Below are 16,896 nucleotides of genomic sequence, written 5' to 3' on the forward strand. Positions count from 1 at the left end.
CGACGCGGGAGCCGGACGGCGCGACCGCGACACAGTACAGTTATCGGTCCGCCGCGTCACGCGGCCGTATGGACGAGCTGATCGCCGCGGCGCGCGAAGCCCTCGACGCCGCCCACGTCCCCTACTCCGAGTACCGCGTCGGCGCCGCGCTCCGGACCGCCGACGGCACCGTCTACACCGGCTGTAACATCGAGAACGCGAACTACTCCAACAGCCTCCACGCCGAGGAGGTTGCGCTCGCGGAGGCGGTGAAGAACGGGCACCGCGAGTTCGACCGGATCGCGGTCTCGTCGGGCGTCCGCGACGGGGTCACCCCCTGCGGGATGTGCCGGCAGACGCTCGCGGAGTTCGCGGCCGACGACCTCGTCGTCGCCTGCGACGAGGGCGACGACGCGGTCACGGAGTACACGCTCGGGGAACTGCTCCCGAACACGATCAACGAGGGCACGCTCGACGACGCGAGAGAGGACTGACGCGAGGGAGGACCGACGCGAGAGAGGACTAGATCGGCGGGAGACCCGTCCGGCCGAGACGGAACTACTTTTAAACGGCTCGCCGAAGGGCGGAGACATGACCGACGACAGCGAGGACCCCAACGACGAGGCCGGATACCACGTCGAGGCCGCGCCCGACGACGTCGCGGACGCGGTCCTCCTTCCCGGTAACCCCGAGCGCGTCGACAAGATCACCGCGCTGTGGGGCGACCACGAGGAGGTCGCGCGCCACCGCGAGTACCGCACCGCGACCGGCAGCTACGACGGCGCCCCGATCTCGGTCACCTCAACCGGGATCGGCTCCCCCTCGGCCGCCATCGCCGTCGAGGAGCTCGCGCGCGTCGGCGTCGACACGTTCATCCGCGTCGGCTCCTGCGGCGCGATCCAGCCGGAGATGGACGTCGGCGACCTCGTCATCACCACCGGCGGCGTCCGGCAGGAGGGGACGAGCGACGAGTACGTGCGCGAGGACTACCCGGCGAGCGCCGACGGCGAGGTGGTCTCCGCCCTGGTCGCGGCCGCCGAGCGGCTCGGTCACGACTACCACACGGGCGTCACGATGAGCGCCGACTCCTTCTACGCCGGACAGGGGCGACCCGGGTTTGAGGGGTTCGAGGCCGCCGGCTCCGACGAGCTCGTCGCGGAGCTTCAGGACGCGAACGTGAAGAACATCGAGATGGAGGCGTCGGCCATCCTCACGGTCGCAAACGTGTACGGGCTCCGCGCCGGCGCGGTCTGCTCGGTGTACGCCAACCGCGTGACCGGCGAGTTCCGGACCGAGGGCGAGTCGCGCGCGGCCGAGACCGCGAGCCTCGCGGTGAAGCTCCTCACGCGGATGGACGAGGTGAAACGCGAGGCGGGCGCGGACCGCTGGCACGCCGGCCTCTCGCTGTAGCGGGCGCTCCGGCCGTCACGCTGCTCGCTGCCGGGCGCGGGCGTTCCAAAGCGACTTTACCCACGGACCGCGGAGCGGCAGGCATGAGTACACAGGTCGTGGTCGTCGGCTCCGGGTACGCCGGCGCAGGGGCGGTGAAGGCGTTCGAAGACGAGGTCGGCGAGGGCGAGGCCGAGCTCACGTGGATCTCGGAACACGACTATCACCTCGTTCTCCACGAGGCCCACCGCGCGATCCGGAACCCCGCGGTCGAAGACAAGATCACGATCCCCGTCGACGAGATCAAGTCCCCCGAGTCCGACTTCGTCCAGGGCCGGGTCGTCGACGTCGACACCGACGAGCGCGCCGTCGAGACCGACGACGGCACGACCGTCGACTACGACTACCTCCTCCTCGCGGTCGGCTCCACGACCGCCTTCTTCGGCATCGAGGGGCTGAAGGAGAACGCCCACCAGCTGAAGGGGCTCGACGACGCGAAGGCGATCCACGAGGACGTCCGCGAGGCGGCCGCCGACGCGACCCGCTCGGACCCGGCGCAGGTCGTCGTCGGCGGCGCCGGCCTCTCCGGCATCCAGACGGCCGGTGAGATCGCCGAGTACCGCGACAAGCACCGCGCCCCGCTTGAGATCAAACTGGTCGAGGGGCTCGACGAGGTGTTCCCCGGCAACGACCCGCAGATCCAGGGGGCGCTCCGCCAGCGGCTGGAGGACGCCGACATCGAGATCCTCACCGGCGACTTCATCTCGGAGGCCGACGAGGGGGCTGTCTACCTCGGTGGCGGCGAGGACGAGGAGCCGGAAGAGCTCGGCTACGACGTGCTGATCTGGACCGGCGGCATCACGGGCCAGCCCGAACTGGACAACGTCGAGGTCGAGAAGGACGACCGCTCGAACCGCGTCCACGCCGGCTCCGACTTCAGCACCAGCGACGACCGCGTGTTCGCCATCGGCGACACCGCCCTCGTCGAGCAGGGCGACGACGACGTGGCCCCGCCGACCGCGCAGGCCGCCTGGCAGGCCGCGGAGGTCGCGGGCGCGAACCTCGCCCGCGCCGCCCGCGGCGCGCCGCTCCGCTCGTGGACCCACGAGGACAAGGGGACGGTCATCTCGGTCGGTGAGGAGGCGGTCGCTCACGACGTGATGGGGATGCCGATCAAGACGTTCGGCGGCACGCCCGCGAAGCTGCTGAAGAAGGGCATCGCCACGCGCTGGATCGCCAAGGTCTCCTCCGCGAGCCGCGGCGTCAGCGCGTTCGGCGACATGTGAGATCGGCCGACGCGCGGTAGCGACGCAACTCTCGGCTTTCGATCCTCGGCTCGGGTCGGCCACGACTCAAACGCTGTTCTCCGTCGAACGACCTCCACGGCGCAACGAAACAGCGGCTCTCGCAGTCAGTGTTCGGCCGGCTCGTCGGGGGCTCGCATATCGTCGATCCGCAAGATGAGAATGTTCGCGGTGTCGTCTTTCCCGTCGACCGTCCCGTCGATGACGAGCTTGGAGAGCGGCGTCGGCCCCACGGCGACGCTGTCGCCCTCGTGGAAGTCGCGGACCGAACCCTGAACGTGGATCTCGGCGCGGCACAGCTCGGGGTGGTGGACGCTGGAGAGGTCGATCCCGTCGACGTTGACCCCCTCGACCTCCTCGCCCTCGTGGTAGATCGGGACGTTCGCGGGCTCGTCCATGCGCTGGATGTCGAGCGCCTCGTACGCGTTCGAGGTGGGTTTGTAGCCGCCCTTCGGGCCGGGTACCCCCTCGACCAACTGGAGGGCCTTGAGGCTCTGCATCTGGTTCCGGATCGTCCCGGGGTTGCGGTCGACTTCCTCGGCGATCGCCTCGCCTTTCACGGCGTCCTCTCGTTCCCCGTACAGGTTGATGAGGGCCGAGAGGATGCTTTTCTGGCTCGAAGTGAGCTCGATCGATGACATGGTGCGGAATACACCGCGCCCCCGCTTAAATGCGGTGGAACCCATTTATAAACGATCGTGTGGAATCGTCTCGGCGGCCGGAGACCGTCGGTTCGGGCCGGTTCGGCTCACCCGCCGCGTAGCCGCTTCATCCGCACGTACGCGAGCGGGCTCGACAGCGCGACGACGACGCCGACGCCGATCAGCGCGACGCCGAAGTCGACGGCGACGAACGAGACCGCGGCGCCGACGAGCCCGATCGCCGCGCCGGTGAACGCGACCGCGATGGTCGCGCCGATCGGCTCGATGTCGCCGGGGTCGACCGAGCGGGGATCGGGACTGCTCATGGGCGTCCGTGGCGGCCCGGGCGCAAAACGCTGTCCGATCCGGTCGGTCGGATTCGCTCGGACCGCGGTCGGGCGGATCCCGCCCCGTCGGCTCGACCCGGCCGCCGATCCCCACCATTCAAGCGCCGCGGCGTCGCGTAGCCGGTATGACCACGGTCAGGATCATCGGCGCGCCGACAGACTACGGGGCGAACCGACGCGGAGTCGACATGGGACCGTCGGCGATCCGGTACGGCGGGCTCGCCGACCAGCTCGCCGGCGCCGGCGTCGAGACCGTCGACGCGGGCGACCTCCACGTCCCCCGGGCCGAGGAGCGCGACCCGGACGCGGACGCGCCGAGCGAGGGGGAAGCGAAGTTCATCCGCGAGACGGAAGCGGTCTGCCGGCGGCTCGGCGACGAGGTCGCCGCGACGCTCGCCGACGGCGAGGTGCCGCTGGCGCTCGGCGGCGACCACTCCATCGCCATCGGGAGCCTCTCCGGGTCCGCGCGCGACGCGGACGTCGGCGCCGTGTGGTTCGACGCGCACGCGGACCTCAACACGCCCGCGACGACGCCCTCTGGCAATGTCCACGGGATGCCCCTGGCGGCGGCGCTCGGGATCGGCGAGTTCGCGGACACCGAGTGGGCGAACGCGCCGGGGCTCTCGCCGGAGAACGTCGCCTTGGTCGGGCTCCGCTCGGTCGACGGGGCGGAGGCGGAGCTGATCCGCGACCGCGGCTTCGCGGCGTACACGATGTCGGACATCGACGAGCGGGGGATCACGGCTGTCACGGAGGAGGCGCTCGAGGTCGCGTCCGCGGGCGTCGACGGGATCCACGTCAGCCTCGATCTGGACTGGCTCGACCCCAACGCCGCGCCCGGCGTCGGGACGCCCGTCCGCGGCGGCGTCACCTACCGCGAGGCGCACAGCGCGATGGAGATCGTCGACGAGACTGACGCGCTCCGGTCGATGGAGATCGTCGAGGTGAACCCGACCTTGGACCAGCACAACGAGACGGCTGAGCTCGCGACTGAGCTGGCGGCGAGCGCGTTCGGGAAGCGCGTCTTGTACTGAGAGGCCGGGGTCAGACGCCTCGGTCGAGCTGTTCGACGACCTGCTGGAGGTCCGCCTCGGACTCGACCTCGCCTTTGATCTCCTCGCGGCGGCGCACCGCAGCCGAGTCGGCGTCGTACGCGCGGACGAACTCGGCGCGGGTGTGCTCGTCGAACGCGTGCCGGATCGCGAAGTAGCCGTCGGGGACGATCGTGCCGCACACCTTACACTCGTGGCGCTGGTGGTCGTTCGTCTGGTGGACGATCGCCGCCTCCACGTCGTCGAAGGCGGCGTCGCAGTCGCCGATGCCGCACGTCCAGCGAGGGGCCATACCCGGACTCTCGCCCGAGGGGGATTAACGGTTTCCCAACTCGGCGCGGGCGCGCCGGGGGGTCGACGGGGGTCGGCACCGCGGGTTCACCCCCGCGGTCGCGGCACCGTCGTCGTCGAACGATACCCATTTGCGCGGGCGCGACGACCGTGCGACCGTGACCCGATCGAGAACGCGCGTCGACGCCCACGTCAAGATACTCGACGACGAGGTCGTCGCCCGGGCGAAGGCGCGCGACATCGACGCGCTCGTGTACGCGCCGCACTTCACGCGCCTCCCGACGATCAGCGAGCGTGCGGCCCGGTACACCGACGACGAGCTGACCGTCGTCCCCGCCCGCGAGGTGTTCACCGGCGACTGGGGGAACCGGCGACACCTCCTCGTCCTCGGACTCTCCGATCCCGTCCCCGACTACATCACCTTCGAGGGAGCGATGGCCGAGTTCGAGCGGCAGGACGCGGCCGTCCTCGTCCCGCACCCCGGGTTCGCCACTATCTCGCTCACGCGACCCGAAGTCGACGCGCACGCCGCCCGGATCGACGCGGTCGAGACGTACAACACCAAGCTGCTCCCCCACCAGAACGCGCGCGCCCGCCGGACCGCGACGGAGACCGGCTGCGCCGGGTTCGGATCCTCGTACGCCCACCTCCCCGGCACGGTCGGCGAGGCGTGGACGGCCTTCGAGGGCGACCTCGACGACGCCGAGGCGGTCGCCGACGCCTTCCGCGAGCGACGCCCCCGAACGGTGATCCACCGCGGCGGACTGGGCCACCGGCTCCGCGGGCTCGTGGAGTTCGCGCACCTCGGCTACGAGAACACGTGGACGAAGCTCGACCGAATGTTCCTCTCCGGTAACGAGCCGACCCTCCCGTCGAACGTCGCATACGAGGGGCGATTCGACGACGTGAGCGTCTACGAATAGCGGCCGTGCGAGCGTCTCGGGGCGGCCCGGATCCCGATCGGCTTCCCGGTCAGAGCCCGAAGCCCGCCGCGGCCTCCGACGCCGCGGACAGGTCCAGGTCGAGGCTGACGACGTAGGTGTGAATCGCCCAGAATGCCGTCAGCTCGACCCCGGTGATGACCACCGTGACGAGGTCGGCGTACTTGCTGCTCGTCGTCACGCCGCTCGGCATTCCGAACTCACGGTCCGAGAACGGGTGGAACAGCGCGATGCCGCGTCGGCTGCCGACCACGTCGAGGACGTAGTGGGTCAACACGCCGATCCACACGTACTGGAGGTTGCCGAAGACGATCGGATACGCGAGGAACACCGCGAGCACGGGGAGGCTGTGGAGCGTCTTCCGGTGACGGCCGAAGGCGGTGTCCACGTCGGGGAACAGCGCCCCCAACACGACGGGGACGGTGATCTCGGCGACGGTCGTCGCGGTCGCCGCGTCGAGACCCGGTTCGACGATGAAGCCGAGCCCCAGGGCGAGCAGCAGGCCGTTGAGGACGTGGCCGCGTTTGTTCATGTCTCTGCGTGTGCGGGTCGGCAGGTCAAACCACCGGATCCGGGCGGCGTACCCGGAGAGGATCGCACCGCCTCGCCGTCGACCGGGGTCCACTCACGAGCCGAAACGCTCACGGGCCGAAAGAGCCACGGCGGGCGCGTCCGACCCGACCGTATGGAGTACGAGGAGCCGAAGTTCTTCCACGTGATGCAGTACGCCGCGGCCGCCGACGGCGACGTCATCGACATGGTGAGCGGCAACCCCGACTGGGAGCCGCCCGCCGCGCTCCGAGAGGCCCTCCGCGAGTACGCCAACCTCCCGCCAGCCGACTTCCAGTACCCGCCGAGCGACGGGCTCCGAGAGCTCCGCGGGGCGATCGCCGAGCGCCGGGGCGTCGATCCCGAGCGCGTGGTCGTCACCAACGGCACCGGCGAGGCGAACTACCTCGCGATGGCCCGGGCGCTGGACCGCGACGCTGGTGACGAGGTGCTCCTGATGGACCCGGTGTACCCGTACTACCCCGGGAAGACGCACCTGCTCGGCGGGGAGCCGACGCTCGTGCCCACGGCGCGCGACGGCGGGCTCGACGTCGACGCGATCCGCGAGGCGGCGAGCGAGGACACGGCACTCGTCGTCCTCAACACGCCGAACAACCCGACCGGCGCCGTCTACGACCTCGACGCGGTCCGCGAGGTCGTCGAAATCGCGGCGGCCGTCGACGCGCTCGTCGTCGTCGACGAGGTGTACGACCGGTTCGATCTCACCGGCTCGTTCGAGTCGGCGCTGACGCTGGACTCCGAGCGCGTCATCGTCACGAGCGGCTTCTCGAAGTCGATGGCCATCACGGGCTTCCGCGTCGGGTACGGGGTGTTCCCCGAGGCGCACGTCGGCGACGCGAGGACCCGACACATGCTCGTCAACGTCACCGGGGCGCGCCCCTCTCAGTACGCGGTGTACCACGCGCTCGAAGAGACGCCGTCCGACTACTACGCCGCGTCGCGCGACCTGCTCGCTGACCGCGTCGACGCGTTCGCCGCCGCCCTCGACGCGGCGGGCGCGGAGTACGGCCGCCCGGAGGGCGCCTTCTACGTCCTCGCGCGCTTCGACGGGTTCCCCGGCACGATGGCGAACGTCAAGCGCCTGATCGATGAGGCCGGCGTCGCCGGGATGCCGGGCGAGGCGTTCGGCACCGCCCGCGACGAGTGGATCCGGTTCGCGCTGGTGACGCCCCGAGCGACCGAGGCGGCTGAGCGGCTCGCGGACTACTTCGACGGCGGCCCCGCCGACGCGGGCTGAACCGTTCCCACGACTCCGCCGTATTCAAATACGCGCGCGCAGACCAACGCGTATGGAGCAGATCGACGACCAGTACGCGCCCGCGGACGTCGAGACCGCGGTCGACGAGTACTGGGACGACCACGACGCCTACGAGGCGGCGAAGGAGGCGCACGCCGACGATCCGCCGTTCTTCTTCGTGGACGGCCCGCCGTACACCTCCGGGCAGATGCACCTCGGGACCGCCTGGAACAAGACGCTGAAAGACGCCGTCATCCGGTACAAGCGGATGACCGGCCACCGCGTCACCGACCGCCCGGGATACGACATGCACGGGCTCCCGATCGAGGTGAAAGTCGAGGAGGAGCTCGGCTTCGAGAACAAGCGGGACATCGAGGAGTACGGCATGGAGCCGTTCATCGAGAAGTGTAAGGAGTTCGCCCTGGAGAACCGGGCGGCGATGGACGAGGACTTCAAATCCATCGGCGCGTGGATGGACTGGGACGACCCGTACGAGACCATCTCGCCGGAGTACATGGAGGCCGCCTGGTGGGCGTTCTCCGAGGTCGCCGACAACGGGCTCGTCGAGCAGGGGAAGCGGTCCATCTCGCAGTGCCCGCGCTGCGAGACCGGGCTCGCCAACAACGAGGTCGAGTACGAGGACGTCGAGGACCCCTCCATCTACGTGAAGTTCCCGCTCGCCGACCGCGAGGGGAGCCTCGTCATCTGGACGACGACGCCGTGGACCATCCCCGCGAACACCTTCGTCGCCGTCGACGAGGACCTCACCTACAACGCGGTCCGCGCGGAGAAGGACGGCGAGGAGGAGCTCCTCTACGTCGCCGCCGAGTGCGTCGAGGACGTACTCGGGGAGGGCCGCTACGAGGAGTACGCGGTCGAGGCGGAGCTGACCGGCGACGAACTCGTCGGCTGGGCGTACGACCACCCGCTCGCCGACCACGTTGCCGACTACCCCGACTTCGAGGGCGCCGGACAGGTGTACGCGGCCGACTACGTGGAGGCCGACCGCACCGGCCTGGTCCACTCCGCGCCGGGCCACGGTGAAGAGGACTTCCACCGCGGCACCGAACTCGGGCTCGACATCCACTGTCCCGTCGGTCCGAACGGCGAGTTCGAGGCGGCGGCGGGCGAGTACGCCGGCCAGTTCGTGCGCGACGCGAACGACGACATCATCGAGGACCTCGTCGCCGACGGCCACATGCTCGCGCACGGCACCGTCGACCACAGCTACGGCCACTGCTGGCGCTGTGACACCGGGATCATCCAGCTGGTCACCGACCAGTGGTTCATCTCGATCACGGACGTGAAAGACGACCTCCTCGACAACATGGAGGAGTCGGAGTGGCACCCCGACTGGGCCCGGGACAACCGGTTCCGCGACTTCATCGAGGACGCGCCCGACTGGAACGTCTCGCGCCAGCGCTACTGGGGCGTCCCGATCCCGATCTGGGTCCCGGAGGACGCCGAGCCGGGGAACCTCGACGAGGACATGATCGTGGTCGGCACCCGCGAGGAGCTCGCCGACCGCGTCGAGGAGGATATCGATCCCGACTCGATCGACCTCCACCGCCCCGCCGTCGACGGCCTCACGATCGTCGAGGACGGGACGACCTACCGCCGCGTCGAAGACGTGTTCGACGTGTGGCTCGACTCCTCGGTCGCCTCGTGGGGCACGCTCGGCTACCCGAGCGACGAGACCGCCCACGAGGAGCTGTGGCCCGCCGACCTCATCATCGAGGCGCACGACCAGACCCGCGGCTGGTTCTGGTCGCAGCTCGGTATGGGGACGGCCGCGGTCGATCAGATCCCCTACGAGGAGGTGCTGATGCACGGCTTCGCCAACGACGAGGACGGCCGAAAGATGTCGAAGTCGGTCGGCAACATCGTCACGCCGGAGGAGGCCATCGAGCGCGCCGGCCGCGACCCGCTCCGCACCTACCTGCTCAGCCACGACCAGCAGGGCGTCGACCTCGCGTTCGAGTGGGACGGGCTCGGCGAGATCCAGGGCAAGCTCAACATCCTCTGGAACGTGTTCCGGTTCCCCCTCGAGTACATGGAGCTCGACGGCTACGACCCGGCCGACGCCGACCTCTCGGACGGCGAGCTCGAACTCGTCGACGAGTGGGTGCTCTCCCGGCTCCAGTCCGTGGAGACGGAGGTCGCCGACGCGTGGGACGACTACCGCGTCAGCGACGCCGTCAACGCCGTCATCGAGTTCGTCACGCAGGACGTCTCGCGGTTCTACGTGAAGGCCGTCCGCGACCGCATGTGGGAGGAGACCGACTCCCCCTCGAAGCGCGGCGCGTACGCCACGCTCGCGACGGTCCTCGACGAGGTGATCCGGCTGCTCGCGCCGATCGCCCCGTACCTCACCGAGCGGATGTACCAGCGGCTCGACGGCGAGGCGACGACGGTCCACGCGCTGTCGTACCCCGAGCCGGACGCGGACCTGCGCGACGACGACCTCGAACGCGACGTGGCGGCCTTCCGCGACATCGAGGAGGCGGCCGCGAACGCGCGCCAGCAGGCTGGCCGCAAGCTCCGCTGGCCCGTGCCGCGCGTCGTCGTCGAGACCGACGACGAGACGGTTGCGGCCGCGGTCGACCGCCTCAAAGCGCTGATCGCTGACCGCGTCAACGCCCGCGACGTGGTCGTCACCGACGCCTTCGACGAACTGGTCGAGACCGCCGAGCCCCAGATGGCCGCCATCGGGCCGGCGTTCGGCGGGGACGCCCAGAAGGTGATGGAGGCGGTTCAGGGCGCGACCCGCGCCGAGGTCGAGGGCGGCGAGGTCGCGGTCGACGGCGAGCCCGTCGACCTCGACGACGAGATGGTCGAATACGTCGCGGAGCCGCCGGAGCACGTCTCCGGGGCCGACTTCGAGGGCGGCACCGTCTACGTCGACACCTCGCTGACGCCCGACATCGAGTCCGAGGGGTACGCCCGCGACGTGATCCGCCGGGTCCAGGAGATGCGCAAGGAACTGGACCTCGACGTTGAGGCGCGGATTCGCGTCGGCGTCGCGGTCGACGACGACCGGGTCGCCGGCTTCGTGGACGAGCACGCCGACCTGATCGCCGGCGAGGTGCGCGCCGACGCGTGGCTCGACGACGCGAGCGACGCCGCCGACGCCGACGGCGGACTCGTCGAAGAGTGGGAGGTCGAAGGCGTCGCGGTCACGATCGGGGTCGAACCGGTCGCGTAACGGCCCCGACGGGCCGCGGCTTTCGCTTAACGCGTCGCGATCCTCGCCCGACGAGTCGGAGCTTTCGTCGACCGATACTGTGGGAACAATTCGCATCCCGAAACCTATAGGTGCGTTCTTTACTCACGGTCGAACATGGATGTCCGGGCGGCTCGCCCCGACGACGCGGAGGACCTGCGAACGGCGGTCTCACGAGCCCGCGAGGAGACGGTGTTCGACGACATCGGCGCGCCACTGCTCGACGTGTCCGCCGCCGGCGTCCGCGAGGCCGCCGCCGAGGCGGAGTGGTCGTTCCTGATGGAACACGACGAGGAGGGGCCCGTCGGGCTCGCCATCGCGCACCCGGATCCCGACGGGACGGAGGCCGAGCTACTGGCGCTGTGGGTTCACCCGAACCGCGCGGGCGAGGGCGTCGCGGCCGAGCTGCTCGCCCGCGTGGGGAGCGCGCTCGCCGACCGCGGGGTGAAAACGCTCCGCGCGACCGTCCCCTCGGACCGCCCCAGCGCCGAGGAGTTCTTCAGCGCGCACGGGTTCGCGCCTCGCGGGACCCGGCGGAGCCCGGCGGGCGACGAATCGATCGTCGTCGCGGACCCCGACGCGCTCACCTGAGAGGCGTCGACAGTCAAAACGAGCCGCTTCTCGGCCGACTCACTTCAGCCGCTCTTGGAGGAACGAGGGGTGGGCCGCGGTGACGCCGTCGACGCCGAGCAGCTTTTCCGAGATGACGTCGCCGAGCTCGTCGCCGTCGCCGGCGCGGACCTCCGCCATCAGCATGTGATCGCCCGAGGAGGTGTACAGCGCCTGAACCTCGTCGAGCGACTTCAGATCCCGCGTGGCCTCCACGTACCGCCCCGAGTCGACATCCATGCCGACCATGGCGATCGACTGCGAAGAGAGCTTCTTCGGGTCGACCTCCGCGGAGTAGCCGACGATCACGCCGCGCTCCTCGAGGCGGTCGATGTACTTCCGCACCGTCGGTTTCGAGACGTCGGCTCGCTCGGCGATCTCCCCGCAGGACGCCTGTGCGTCCTCTTCTAACACGGAAAGGATCCGTTCCTCTGTCGATACAGTACTCATATGAGTACGTTTGTCACCAATGAAAAAAGACCTTGCGAATCAAAAAACGAACTCGCCGCGTCGTGAACGGCCGCCGGTCGGCTCAGGCATGTTTGTCGAGGAACATGTCGTGGGAGCGTTCCCACTCGTAGTCGTCGTCCCAGTAGCGCTCGGCGAGCGGCTCCTCGGGCATCTCGCCGATCGAGCGCTTCTCCTCTCCGTAGGAGGGGCGGTCCTCGTCGACGTAGAAGCGGCCGGTGAGCACCTCGCCCTCGTAGAGGGCTTCCTCGGTCGTCCGCATCATCTCCTGGGCCTCGACGCGGTCCGTCATGTCGAACTCGTAGTCGTCGGAGTCGTTGACGTCGATGTACGGGACGTACTGGCGCGCGTCCTTGTTCCACGTCGGGCACTGCGTGAGGAAGTCGACGTGCGCGAACCCGTCGTGTTCGATCGCCTCGGCGATGATCTCCTTCGCCTGGTTCGGGTTCACTGCCGCCGTGCGGGCGACGTAGGAGGCGCCGGCGTTCAGCGACATCGAGAGCGGTTTGATCGGCTCCTTGGCGCTCCCGTGAGGCTGCGTCTTCGACTTGTGGCCCTTCGGGCTCGTCGGGGAGGTCTGCCCCTTCGTGAGCCCGAAGATCTCATTGTTGAACACGATGTACGTCATGTCGTGGTTCTCCCGGGCCGTGTGGATGAAGTGGTTCCCGCCGATCCCGTAGCCGTCGCCGTCGCCGCCGGCGGCGATCACTTCGAGGTCGGGGTTCGCGAGCTTCGCGGCGCGGGCCACGGGCAGCGAGCGCCCGTGGATCGTGTGGAACCCGTACGTGTCGAGGTAGCTGTTCAGCTTGCCCGAACAGCCGATCCCGGTACACAGCAGGGTCTCCTCGGGCGTGCGCCCGACCTCCGGCAGCGCCTGCTTGAGCGCCTTCAGGACGCTGAAGTCACCGCAGCCCGGACACCAGGTCGGCTGCGGCTCGACGCCGGGGGTGTACTCGTCGCGGTCGATCTCTCGCTCCTCTCCGATTGCTGAAAACGTGCTCATTGCTTAGTCACCTGCGGCTGGGACGAAGGTGGTCTGATGGCCGGGCGCGTCGCCGTCGCCCTCGACGATCGCGGTCTCGAACCCGTCGACGATCTCCGCCGGCTCGAACGGGTTCCCGTTGTACTTCAGCAGGCTCGACAGCTTCTCGCCGTACTGGCCCAGGTTCTTCTGGACGAGCCCGCGGAACTGTCCCGAGGCGGTCATCTCCACGACCAGCACCTCGTCGACGCTCTCGATGAACGCCCGGACCTGCTCGGTCGGGAACGGCAGCATGTCCGAGACGCCGTACGACTTCACCGAGACGCCGGCGTCGTTGAGGCGACCGACGGCCTCCTCGACGGTTCCCTGCTGGCTGCCGAACGTGAGGATGCCGTACTCGGCGTCCTCCGGGCCGGCGTACGACCCGGTGTCGACCGTGTCGAGGTCGTCGCGGATCGCCGCCAGCTTCTCGGCCCGCCGGTCGATCTGCGCGACCCGGTTGTCCGGGGACTCGCTGATGTGGCCGGTCGGGTCGTGCTCGTTGCCGGTCGCGAGGAAGCGACCTCCCTTCTGGCCGGGGATCGACCGCGGGGAGACGCCGTCGTCGACCTCGTGCTGGAAGCGGTGGAACTTCCCGTCGTCGCTGTGGGGCTGCTCCGACAGCGCGTCCTCCGAGAGCGTCTTCCCGAGGTCCGGGTTCGCCTCCCGGTCGAAGTGGCTCTTCGGGACGTTCGTCATCTCACCGCCGAGCTTCTGGTCGTACAGCAGGATCGTCGGGATCTGGTACCCGTAGGCGAGCCGGAAGGCGAGCCGGGACTGCTCGTACGCCTCCTCGACGGTGCCGGGCGCCAGCACGACGCGCTGGGAGTCCCCCTGCGAGGTGTAGAGGACGTGTTCGAGGTCGGACTGCTCCGGCTTCGTCGGCATCCCGGTCGAGGGACCGGCGCGCATGGCCTCGACGAGGACGACGGGCGTCTCCGTCATCTCCGCGAGCCCGAGCGGCTCGGACATCAGCGCGAACCCGCCACCGGAAGAGCCGGACATCGCCTTGACGCCGGCGTGGGACGCGCCGACCGCGAGCGCGGCCGCGGCGATCTCGTCTTCCACCTGCTCGGAGATCCCGCCGAGCTTCGGCAGGTTCTTCGTCATGATGGTGAACACCTCGGTCCACGGTGTCATCGGGTAGCCGGAGATGAACCGGCAGCCCTCGTCGATGGCGCCGTAGGAGATGGCGTCCGACCCGGACATGAGCAGTTGGGTCTCGTCGTGTTCGCCGGTCGGGACCGACACGTCCGGCGCGTCGACGTCGTACTCCTCTTGGACCTGTTCGTAGGCGGTCTCGAGGATCTCGAGGTTCGGGTCGAGGATCTTCTCCGGCATCGCGTCGCGCATCAGGTCCTCGACGTGGTCGAGTTCCATGCCGGTGATCGCGCAGGTCGCGCCGACGCCGGCGGTGTTGCGCATGACCTCGCGACCCATGTCGCGGGCGAGTCCGCGGAGGTCGAGGGGGAATACGTGCCAGTCGTTCTCCTCGGCGCGCTCCTCGAAGTTCGGGATCTCGGAGGCGTCGAGCAGCCCCTCGTCGTAGATGATGACCCCGCCTTCGCGGAGCTCATCCAGGTTCTCCGAGAGCGGCTTGATCTCCTCGTTGCCGTAGACGGCGCCCTCGGACGGGTTCCGAGCGAACGAGTCGCCGAGCGCTAAGAGGAAGTTGTAGCCGTCGCCCCGGGAGTTCACGGGGTCCGCCGACGCGCGGACCTCCGTGTAGGTGTGGCCGCCGCGGATTCGCGACGGGTAGTGCCGATGCGTGAAGACGTTGAGCCCCGATCGCATCAAGGCCTTCGCGAAGTTCTGGCTGGTGGAAGCGATCCCGTCACCGGATCCCCCCGATATCCGCCAGATGAGTTCGTCGTCAGTCATAATGGTATGTGAGCCCGAGTGGGCCTCGTGGCCTGAACTTGTGTTGGTTCCCTCTTATGGCTTGCTATGGAATCCCAAGGGACAATCATGAAGGTCTATTAGGGTGTCAAATGTTCTCGCGCTGCCGAGCCGATTTTCCGCGTTCTTTTCATTCGCCGCGCGCCGACTCCGGGTATGCTCACGTTCATCGGGCTCGGTCTCTGCGACGAGCGCTCCGTCACCGTCGAGGGGCGGGAGGCGCTCCGCGCGGCCGACAGGGTCTTCGCGGAGTTCTACACCAGCCGACTGGTCGGCGCCGACGTCGCTGACCTTGAGGCGCACCACGGCGTCGACGTCGAGGTGCGCGACCGCGCCGGCGTCGAGCAGGACCCGGAGCCGATACTCGCGGCGGCCGAGTCCGGCGACGCCGCGTTCTGTACCGCCGGCGACACGATGATCTCGACCACCCACACCGACCTCCGCCTCCGCGCCGAGGAGCGCGGGATCGACACGCGCGTGATCCACGGCGTGACCGCCCAGTCCGCGGCGTCGAGTCTCACCGGGCTCCAGAACTACCGGTTCGGCAAGGCGACGACGCTCCCGTTCCCGTACGCTCACGGCGGCGACGACGTCCCCGGGAGCGTGGTCGAGACGATCGAGGCGAACCGGGAGCGCGGGCTCCACACCGTCGTCTACCTCGACATCAAGGTGGGAACGGGCCCCGCCGGTCCGGACCCCGACCACGAGGAGTACATGACCGCGGACGTCGCCGCCGGACTGCTGGCCGAGGAGTGGGCGGACGAGCTCGCGGTCGTCGTCGCCCGCGCCGGCTCGCCGGACGCGGTCGTCGCGGCCGACCGTCTGAGCGCGCTCGCCGACCGCGAGTTCGGTGACCCGCTCCACCTGCTCGTGATCCCGGGTGACCTCCATCACGTCGAGGCGGACGCCCTCGTCGGTCTCGCCGGCGCCCCCGAGTCGCTCGTCGACGAGTGAGGCGTCCGCGGTCGCGAGGCGAACGCCCCCGAACCGACCGCACGTTTGATTATTATGTGGGGCGTTGGCACGCACCATGAATGACGTGCCGGTAGATCGACTCATGTCGACCGACCTGACGACTATCGAACGCGGGGCCGCGGCGGCCGACGCGGCGGAGCAGATGCGCGAGTCCGGGGGTAGCTCTCTCCTCGTCCTCGACTCCGACGGGGCCCTCGCCGGGCTGATCACCGCGACGGACTTCGTCGCCCTCGTCCGGGACAACGACCCGAAAGACCGGACGCCGGTCGAGGCGTTCATGACGACCGACGTGGTCACGGTCGGCCGCGAAGACACCGTCGCGGAGCTGGCGGAGCCGACCGCACACGGCTACACCCACCTCCCGGTGACCGACGGCGACGACAGACCGATCGGCATGGTCTCCACGACGGACCTCACGGCGTACCTCTCGCGGCGAGGCTGACGGGTCGGGCGCCGGGACGGCCCGAGGCCGCGTGACGGCGCCGCATCCGAGTCGAGATCGCGTCGCGTTGTGCGTTCCGGAAGAGTAATGAAACATGGTAACACACAGCGCGGTATGGATCTCGACGACAGGACCCGCGTCGCGGACGTGATGTCGACGCCCTTGGAGACGATCGGGGCGGACGCGCCGCTCCGGGAGGCCGCCCGGCGGATGCGCGACGAGAACATCAGTGCGCTCGTCGTGACGACGGGCGGAGGATGTATCCTCACGCAGAGCGACGTCGTCGGAGCGGTCGCCGACGGGAGCGACCCGGAGGCGACGACGGTCCGCGACGTGATGACCGAGGACGTCGAGACGGTGACGCCGGACCTCATGCTGGAGGAGGTCGCCGCGATGATGACCATGTACGGCGTGAAACACCTCCCGGTCGTCGACGACGACTACGTCGGGATGATGTCGTCGACGGACATCGCCGCACACATCTCCTGAGGCCGGTCCGACGGGCTGC

General features: G+C 69.4%; 18 protein-coding genes. 11 read left to right on the plus strand and 7 right to left on the minus strand.

All coding sequences use genetic code 11. The features are described 5' to 3' along the window. The first annotated feature begins 68 nt into the window (after positions 1-68). The 3 genes from cdd (at position 69) to EO776_RS04835 (ending at position 2,654) form a co-directional block, all read left to right on the plus strand. The gene (gene cdd / locus EO776_RS04825) at positions 69-473 is read left to right on the plus strand and encodes a cytidine deaminase (RefSeq protein WP_049931171.1); all 405 of its coding nucleotides are present in this window, start codon (positions 69-71) and stop codon (positions 471-473) included. Between the two features lie 97 nt (positions 474-570). Further along, positions 571-1,389 carry a nucleoside phosphorylase gene (locus EO776_RS04830; RefSeq protein WP_049931170.1) on the plus strand — a complete coding sequence of 273 codons (819 nt, stop codon included), beginning with the start codon at positions 571-573 and terminating at the stop codon, positions 1,387-1,389. Positions 1,390-1,472: 83 nt separating this feature from the next. Next, entirely contained in the window at positions 1,473-2,654 is a 1,182-nt protein-coding gene (locus tag EO776_RS04835) for an NAD(P)/FAD-dependent oxidoreductase (protein ID WP_086216112.1), read from the plus strand. A 125-nt stretch (positions 2,655-2,779) separates the two neighbouring features. Here the strand turns inward: EO776_RS04835 and EO776_RS04840 are convergent, their stop codons facing one another. Both EO776_RS04840 and EO776_RS04845 read right to left on the minus strand, forming a co-directional pair. Then, positions 2,780-3,313: an Rrf2 family transcriptional regulator gene (locus EO776_RS04840; RefSeq protein WP_099288988.1), complete on the minus strand. Its 534-nt coding sequence runs from the start codon at positions 3,311-3,313 to the stop codon at positions 2,780-2,782. Between the two features lie 107 nt (positions 3,314-3,420). Next, complete coding sequence (locus EO776_RS04845; RefSeq protein ID WP_086220413.1) at positions 3,421-3,639, minus strand: hypothetical protein; 219 nt, start codon at positions 3,637-3,639, stop codon at positions 3,421-3,423. Positions 3,640-3,785: 146 nt separating this feature from the next. On the opposite strand from EO776_RS04845, the gene rocF reads away from it, so the two are divergent. Beyond that, positions 3,786-4,694: an arginase gene (rocF, locus tag EO776_RS04850; RefSeq protein WP_049931159.1), complete on the plus strand. Its 909-nt coding sequence runs from the start codon at positions 3,786-3,788 to the stop codon at positions 4,692-4,694. Positions 4,695-4,704: 10 nt separating this feature from the next. Here rocF and EO776_RS04855 read toward each other — a convergent pair whose 3' ends face one another. Further along, positions 4,705-5,004 carry a DUF7565 family protein gene (locus EO776_RS04855; RefSeq protein ID WP_049931157.1) on the minus strand — a complete coding sequence of 100 codons (300 nt, stop codon included), beginning with the start codon at positions 5,002-5,004 and terminating at the stop codon, positions 4,705-4,707. A gap of 130 nt (positions 5,005-5,134) precedes the next feature. Between EO776_RS04855 and EO776_RS04860 the strand changes: the two genes are divergently transcribed. Beyond that, positions 5,135-5,926: a PHP-associated domain-containing protein gene (locus EO776_RS04860; RefSeq protein WP_086216110.1), complete on the plus strand. Its 792-nt coding sequence runs from the start codon at positions 5,135-5,137 to the stop codon at positions 5,924-5,926. Positions 5,927-5,975: 49 nt separating this feature from the next. Here EO776_RS04860 and EO776_RS04865 read toward each other — a convergent pair whose 3' ends face one another. Then, on the minus strand, positions 5,976-6,476 hold the full coding sequence (locus EO776_RS04865; protein ID WP_049931154.1) for a metal-dependent hydrolase: 501 nt from the start codon (positions 6,474-6,476) through the stop codon (positions 5,976-5,978). A gap of 153 nt (positions 6,477-6,629) precedes the next feature. Here EO776_RS04865 and EO776_RS04870 point away from each other — a divergent pair, with 153 nt between their 5' ends. The 3 genes from EO776_RS04870 to EO776_RS04880 all read left to right on the plus strand — a co-directional run bounded on the left by EO776_RS04870 (position 6,630) and on the right by EO776_RS04880 (position 11,565). After that, a complete protein-coding gene (locus tag EO776_RS04870) occupies positions 6,630-7,751 on the plus strand; it encodes a pyridoxal phosphate-dependent aminotransferase (RefSeq protein ID WP_049931151.1) in 1,122 nt (373 codons plus the stop codon). A 52-nt stretch (positions 7,752-7,803) separates the two neighbouring features. Then, entirely contained in the window at positions 7,804-10,956 is a 3,153-nt protein-coding gene (gene ileS, locus EO776_RS04875) for an isoleucine--tRNA ligase (RefSeq protein ID WP_094520394.1), read from the plus strand. A gap of 135 nt (positions 10,957-11,091) precedes the next feature. After that, positions 11,092-11,565 carry a GNAT family N-acetyltransferase gene (locus EO776_RS04880; RefSeq protein WP_049931147.1) on the plus strand — a complete coding sequence of 158 codons (474 nt, stop codon included), beginning with the start codon at positions 11,092-11,094 and terminating at the stop codon, positions 11,563-11,565. 39 nt (positions 11,566-11,604) lie between these two features. Here the strand turns inward: EO776_RS04880 and lrpA1 are convergent, their stop codons facing one another. The 3 genes from lrpA1 to EO776_RS04895 all read right to left on the minus strand — a co-directional run bounded on the left by lrpA1 (position 11,605) and on the right by EO776_RS04895 (position 14,953). Beyond that, positions 11,605-12,033, minus strand: a complete 429-nt coding sequence (lrpA1, locus tag EO776_RS04885; RefSeq protein WP_049931146.1) for an HTH-type transcriptional regulator LrpA1 — start codon at positions 12,031-12,033, stop codon at positions 11,605-11,607. 82 nt (positions 12,034-12,115) lie between these two features. After that, the gene (locus EO776_RS04890; protein WP_049931144.1) at positions 12,116-13,054 is read right to left on the minus strand and encodes a thiamine pyrophosphate-dependent enzyme; all 939 of its coding nucleotides are present in this window, start codon (positions 13,052-13,054) and stop codon (positions 12,116-12,118) included. A gap of 3 nt (positions 13,055-13,057) precedes the next feature. Further along, positions 13,058-14,953 carry a 2-oxoacid:acceptor oxidoreductase subunit alpha gene (locus EO776_RS04895; protein ID WP_049931142.1) on the minus strand — a complete coding sequence of 632 codons (1,896 nt, stop codon included), beginning with the start codon at positions 14,951-14,953 and terminating at the stop codon, positions 13,058-13,060. A gap of 174 nt (positions 14,954-15,127) precedes the next feature. Here EO776_RS04895 and dph5 point away from each other — a divergent pair, with 174 nt between their 5' ends. From dph5 to EO776_RS04910, 3 genes are all read left to right on the plus strand, one after another. Continuing rightward, entirely contained in the window at positions 15,128-15,925 is a 798-nt protein-coding gene (gene dph5 / locus EO776_RS04900; protein WP_086216107.1) for a diphthine synthase, read from the plus strand. A 76-nt stretch (positions 15,926-16,001) separates the two neighbouring features. Next, a complete protein-coding gene (locus tag EO776_RS04905; protein ID WP_049931137.1) occupies positions 16,002-16,388 on the plus strand; it encodes a CBS domain-containing protein in 387 nt (128 codons plus the stop codon). A 114-nt stretch (positions 16,389-16,502) separates the two neighbouring features. Next, entirely contained in the window at positions 16,503-16,877 is a 375-nt protein-coding gene (locus EO776_RS04910) for a CBS domain-containing protein (RefSeq protein ID WP_086220484.1), read from the plus strand. Positions 16,878-16,896 lie beyond the last annotated feature (19 nt).

Origin of the sequence: Halorubrum ezzemoulense (assembly GCF_004126515.1) — an archaeon.
Taxonomy (GTDB): Archaea; Halobacteriota; Halobacteria; order Halobacteriales; family Haloferacaceae; genus Halorubrum; species Halorubrum ezzemoulense.

Bases quoted from the DNA above. Each gene is read 5' to 3' on its own strand.
- cdd (WP_049931171.1), top strand. From the start codon at position 69: ATGGACGAGCTGATCGCCGCGGCGCGCGAAGCCCTCGACGCCGCCCAC.
- EO776_RS04830 (WP_049931170.1), top strand. From the start codon at position 571: ATGACCGACGACAGCGAGGACCCCAACGACGAGGCCGGATACCACGTC.
- EO776_RS04835 (WP_086216112.1), top strand. From the start codon at position 1,473: ATGAGTACACAGGTCGTGGTCGTCGGCTCCGGGTACGCCGGCGCAGGG.
- EO776_RS04840 (WP_099288988.1), bottom strand. From the start codon at position 3,313: ATGTCATCGATCGAGCTCACTTCGAGCCAGAAAAGCATCCTCTCGGCC.
- EO776_RS04845 (WP_086220413.1), bottom strand. From the start codon at position 3,639: ATGAGCAGTCCCGATCCCCGCTCGGTCGACCCCGGCGACATCGAGCCG.
- rocF (WP_049931159.1), top strand. From the start codon at position 3,786: ATGACCACGGTCAGGATCATCGGCGCGCCGACAGACTACGGGGCGAAC.
- EO776_RS04855 (WP_049931157.1), bottom strand. From the start codon at position 5,004: ATGGCCCCTCGCTGGACGTGCGGCATCGGCGACTGCGACGCCGCCTTC.
- EO776_RS04865 (WP_049931154.1), bottom strand. From the start codon at position 6,476: ATGAACAAACGCGGCCACGTCCTCAACGGCCTGCTGCTCGCCCTGGGG.
- EO776_RS04870 (WP_049931151.1), top strand. From the start codon at position 6,630: ATGGAGTACGAGGAGCCGAAGTTCTTCCACGTGATGCAGTACGCCGCG.
- ileS (WP_094520394.1), top strand. From the start codon at position 7,804: ATGGAGCAGATCGACGACCAGTACGCGCCCGCGGACGTCGAGACCGCG.
- EO776_RS04880 (WP_049931147.1), top strand. From the start codon at position 11,092: ATGGATGTCCGGGCGGCTCGCCCCGACGACGCGGAGGACCTGCGAACG.
- lrpA1 (WP_049931146.1), bottom strand. From the start codon at position 12,033: ATGAGTACTGTATCGACAGAGGAACGGATCCTTTCCGTGTTAGAAGAG.
- EO776_RS04890 (WP_049931144.1), bottom strand. From the start codon at position 13,054: ATGAGCACGTTTTCAGCAATCGGAGAGGAGCGAGAGATCGACCGCGAC.
- EO776_RS04895 (WP_049931142.1), bottom strand. From the start codon at position 14,953: ATGACTGACGACGAACTCATCTGGCGGATATCGGGGGGATCCGGTGAC.
- dph5 (WP_086216107.1), top strand. From the start codon at position 15,128: ATGCTCACGTTCATCGGGCTCGGTCTCTGCGACGAGCGCTCCGTCACC.
- EO776_RS04905 (WP_049931137.1), top strand. From the start codon at position 16,002: ATGAATGACGTGCCGGTAGATCGACTCATGTCGACCGACCTGACGACT.
- EO776_RS04910 (WP_086220484.1), top strand. From the start codon at position 16,503: ATGGATCTCGACGACAGGACCCGCGTCGCGGACGTGATGTCGACGCCC.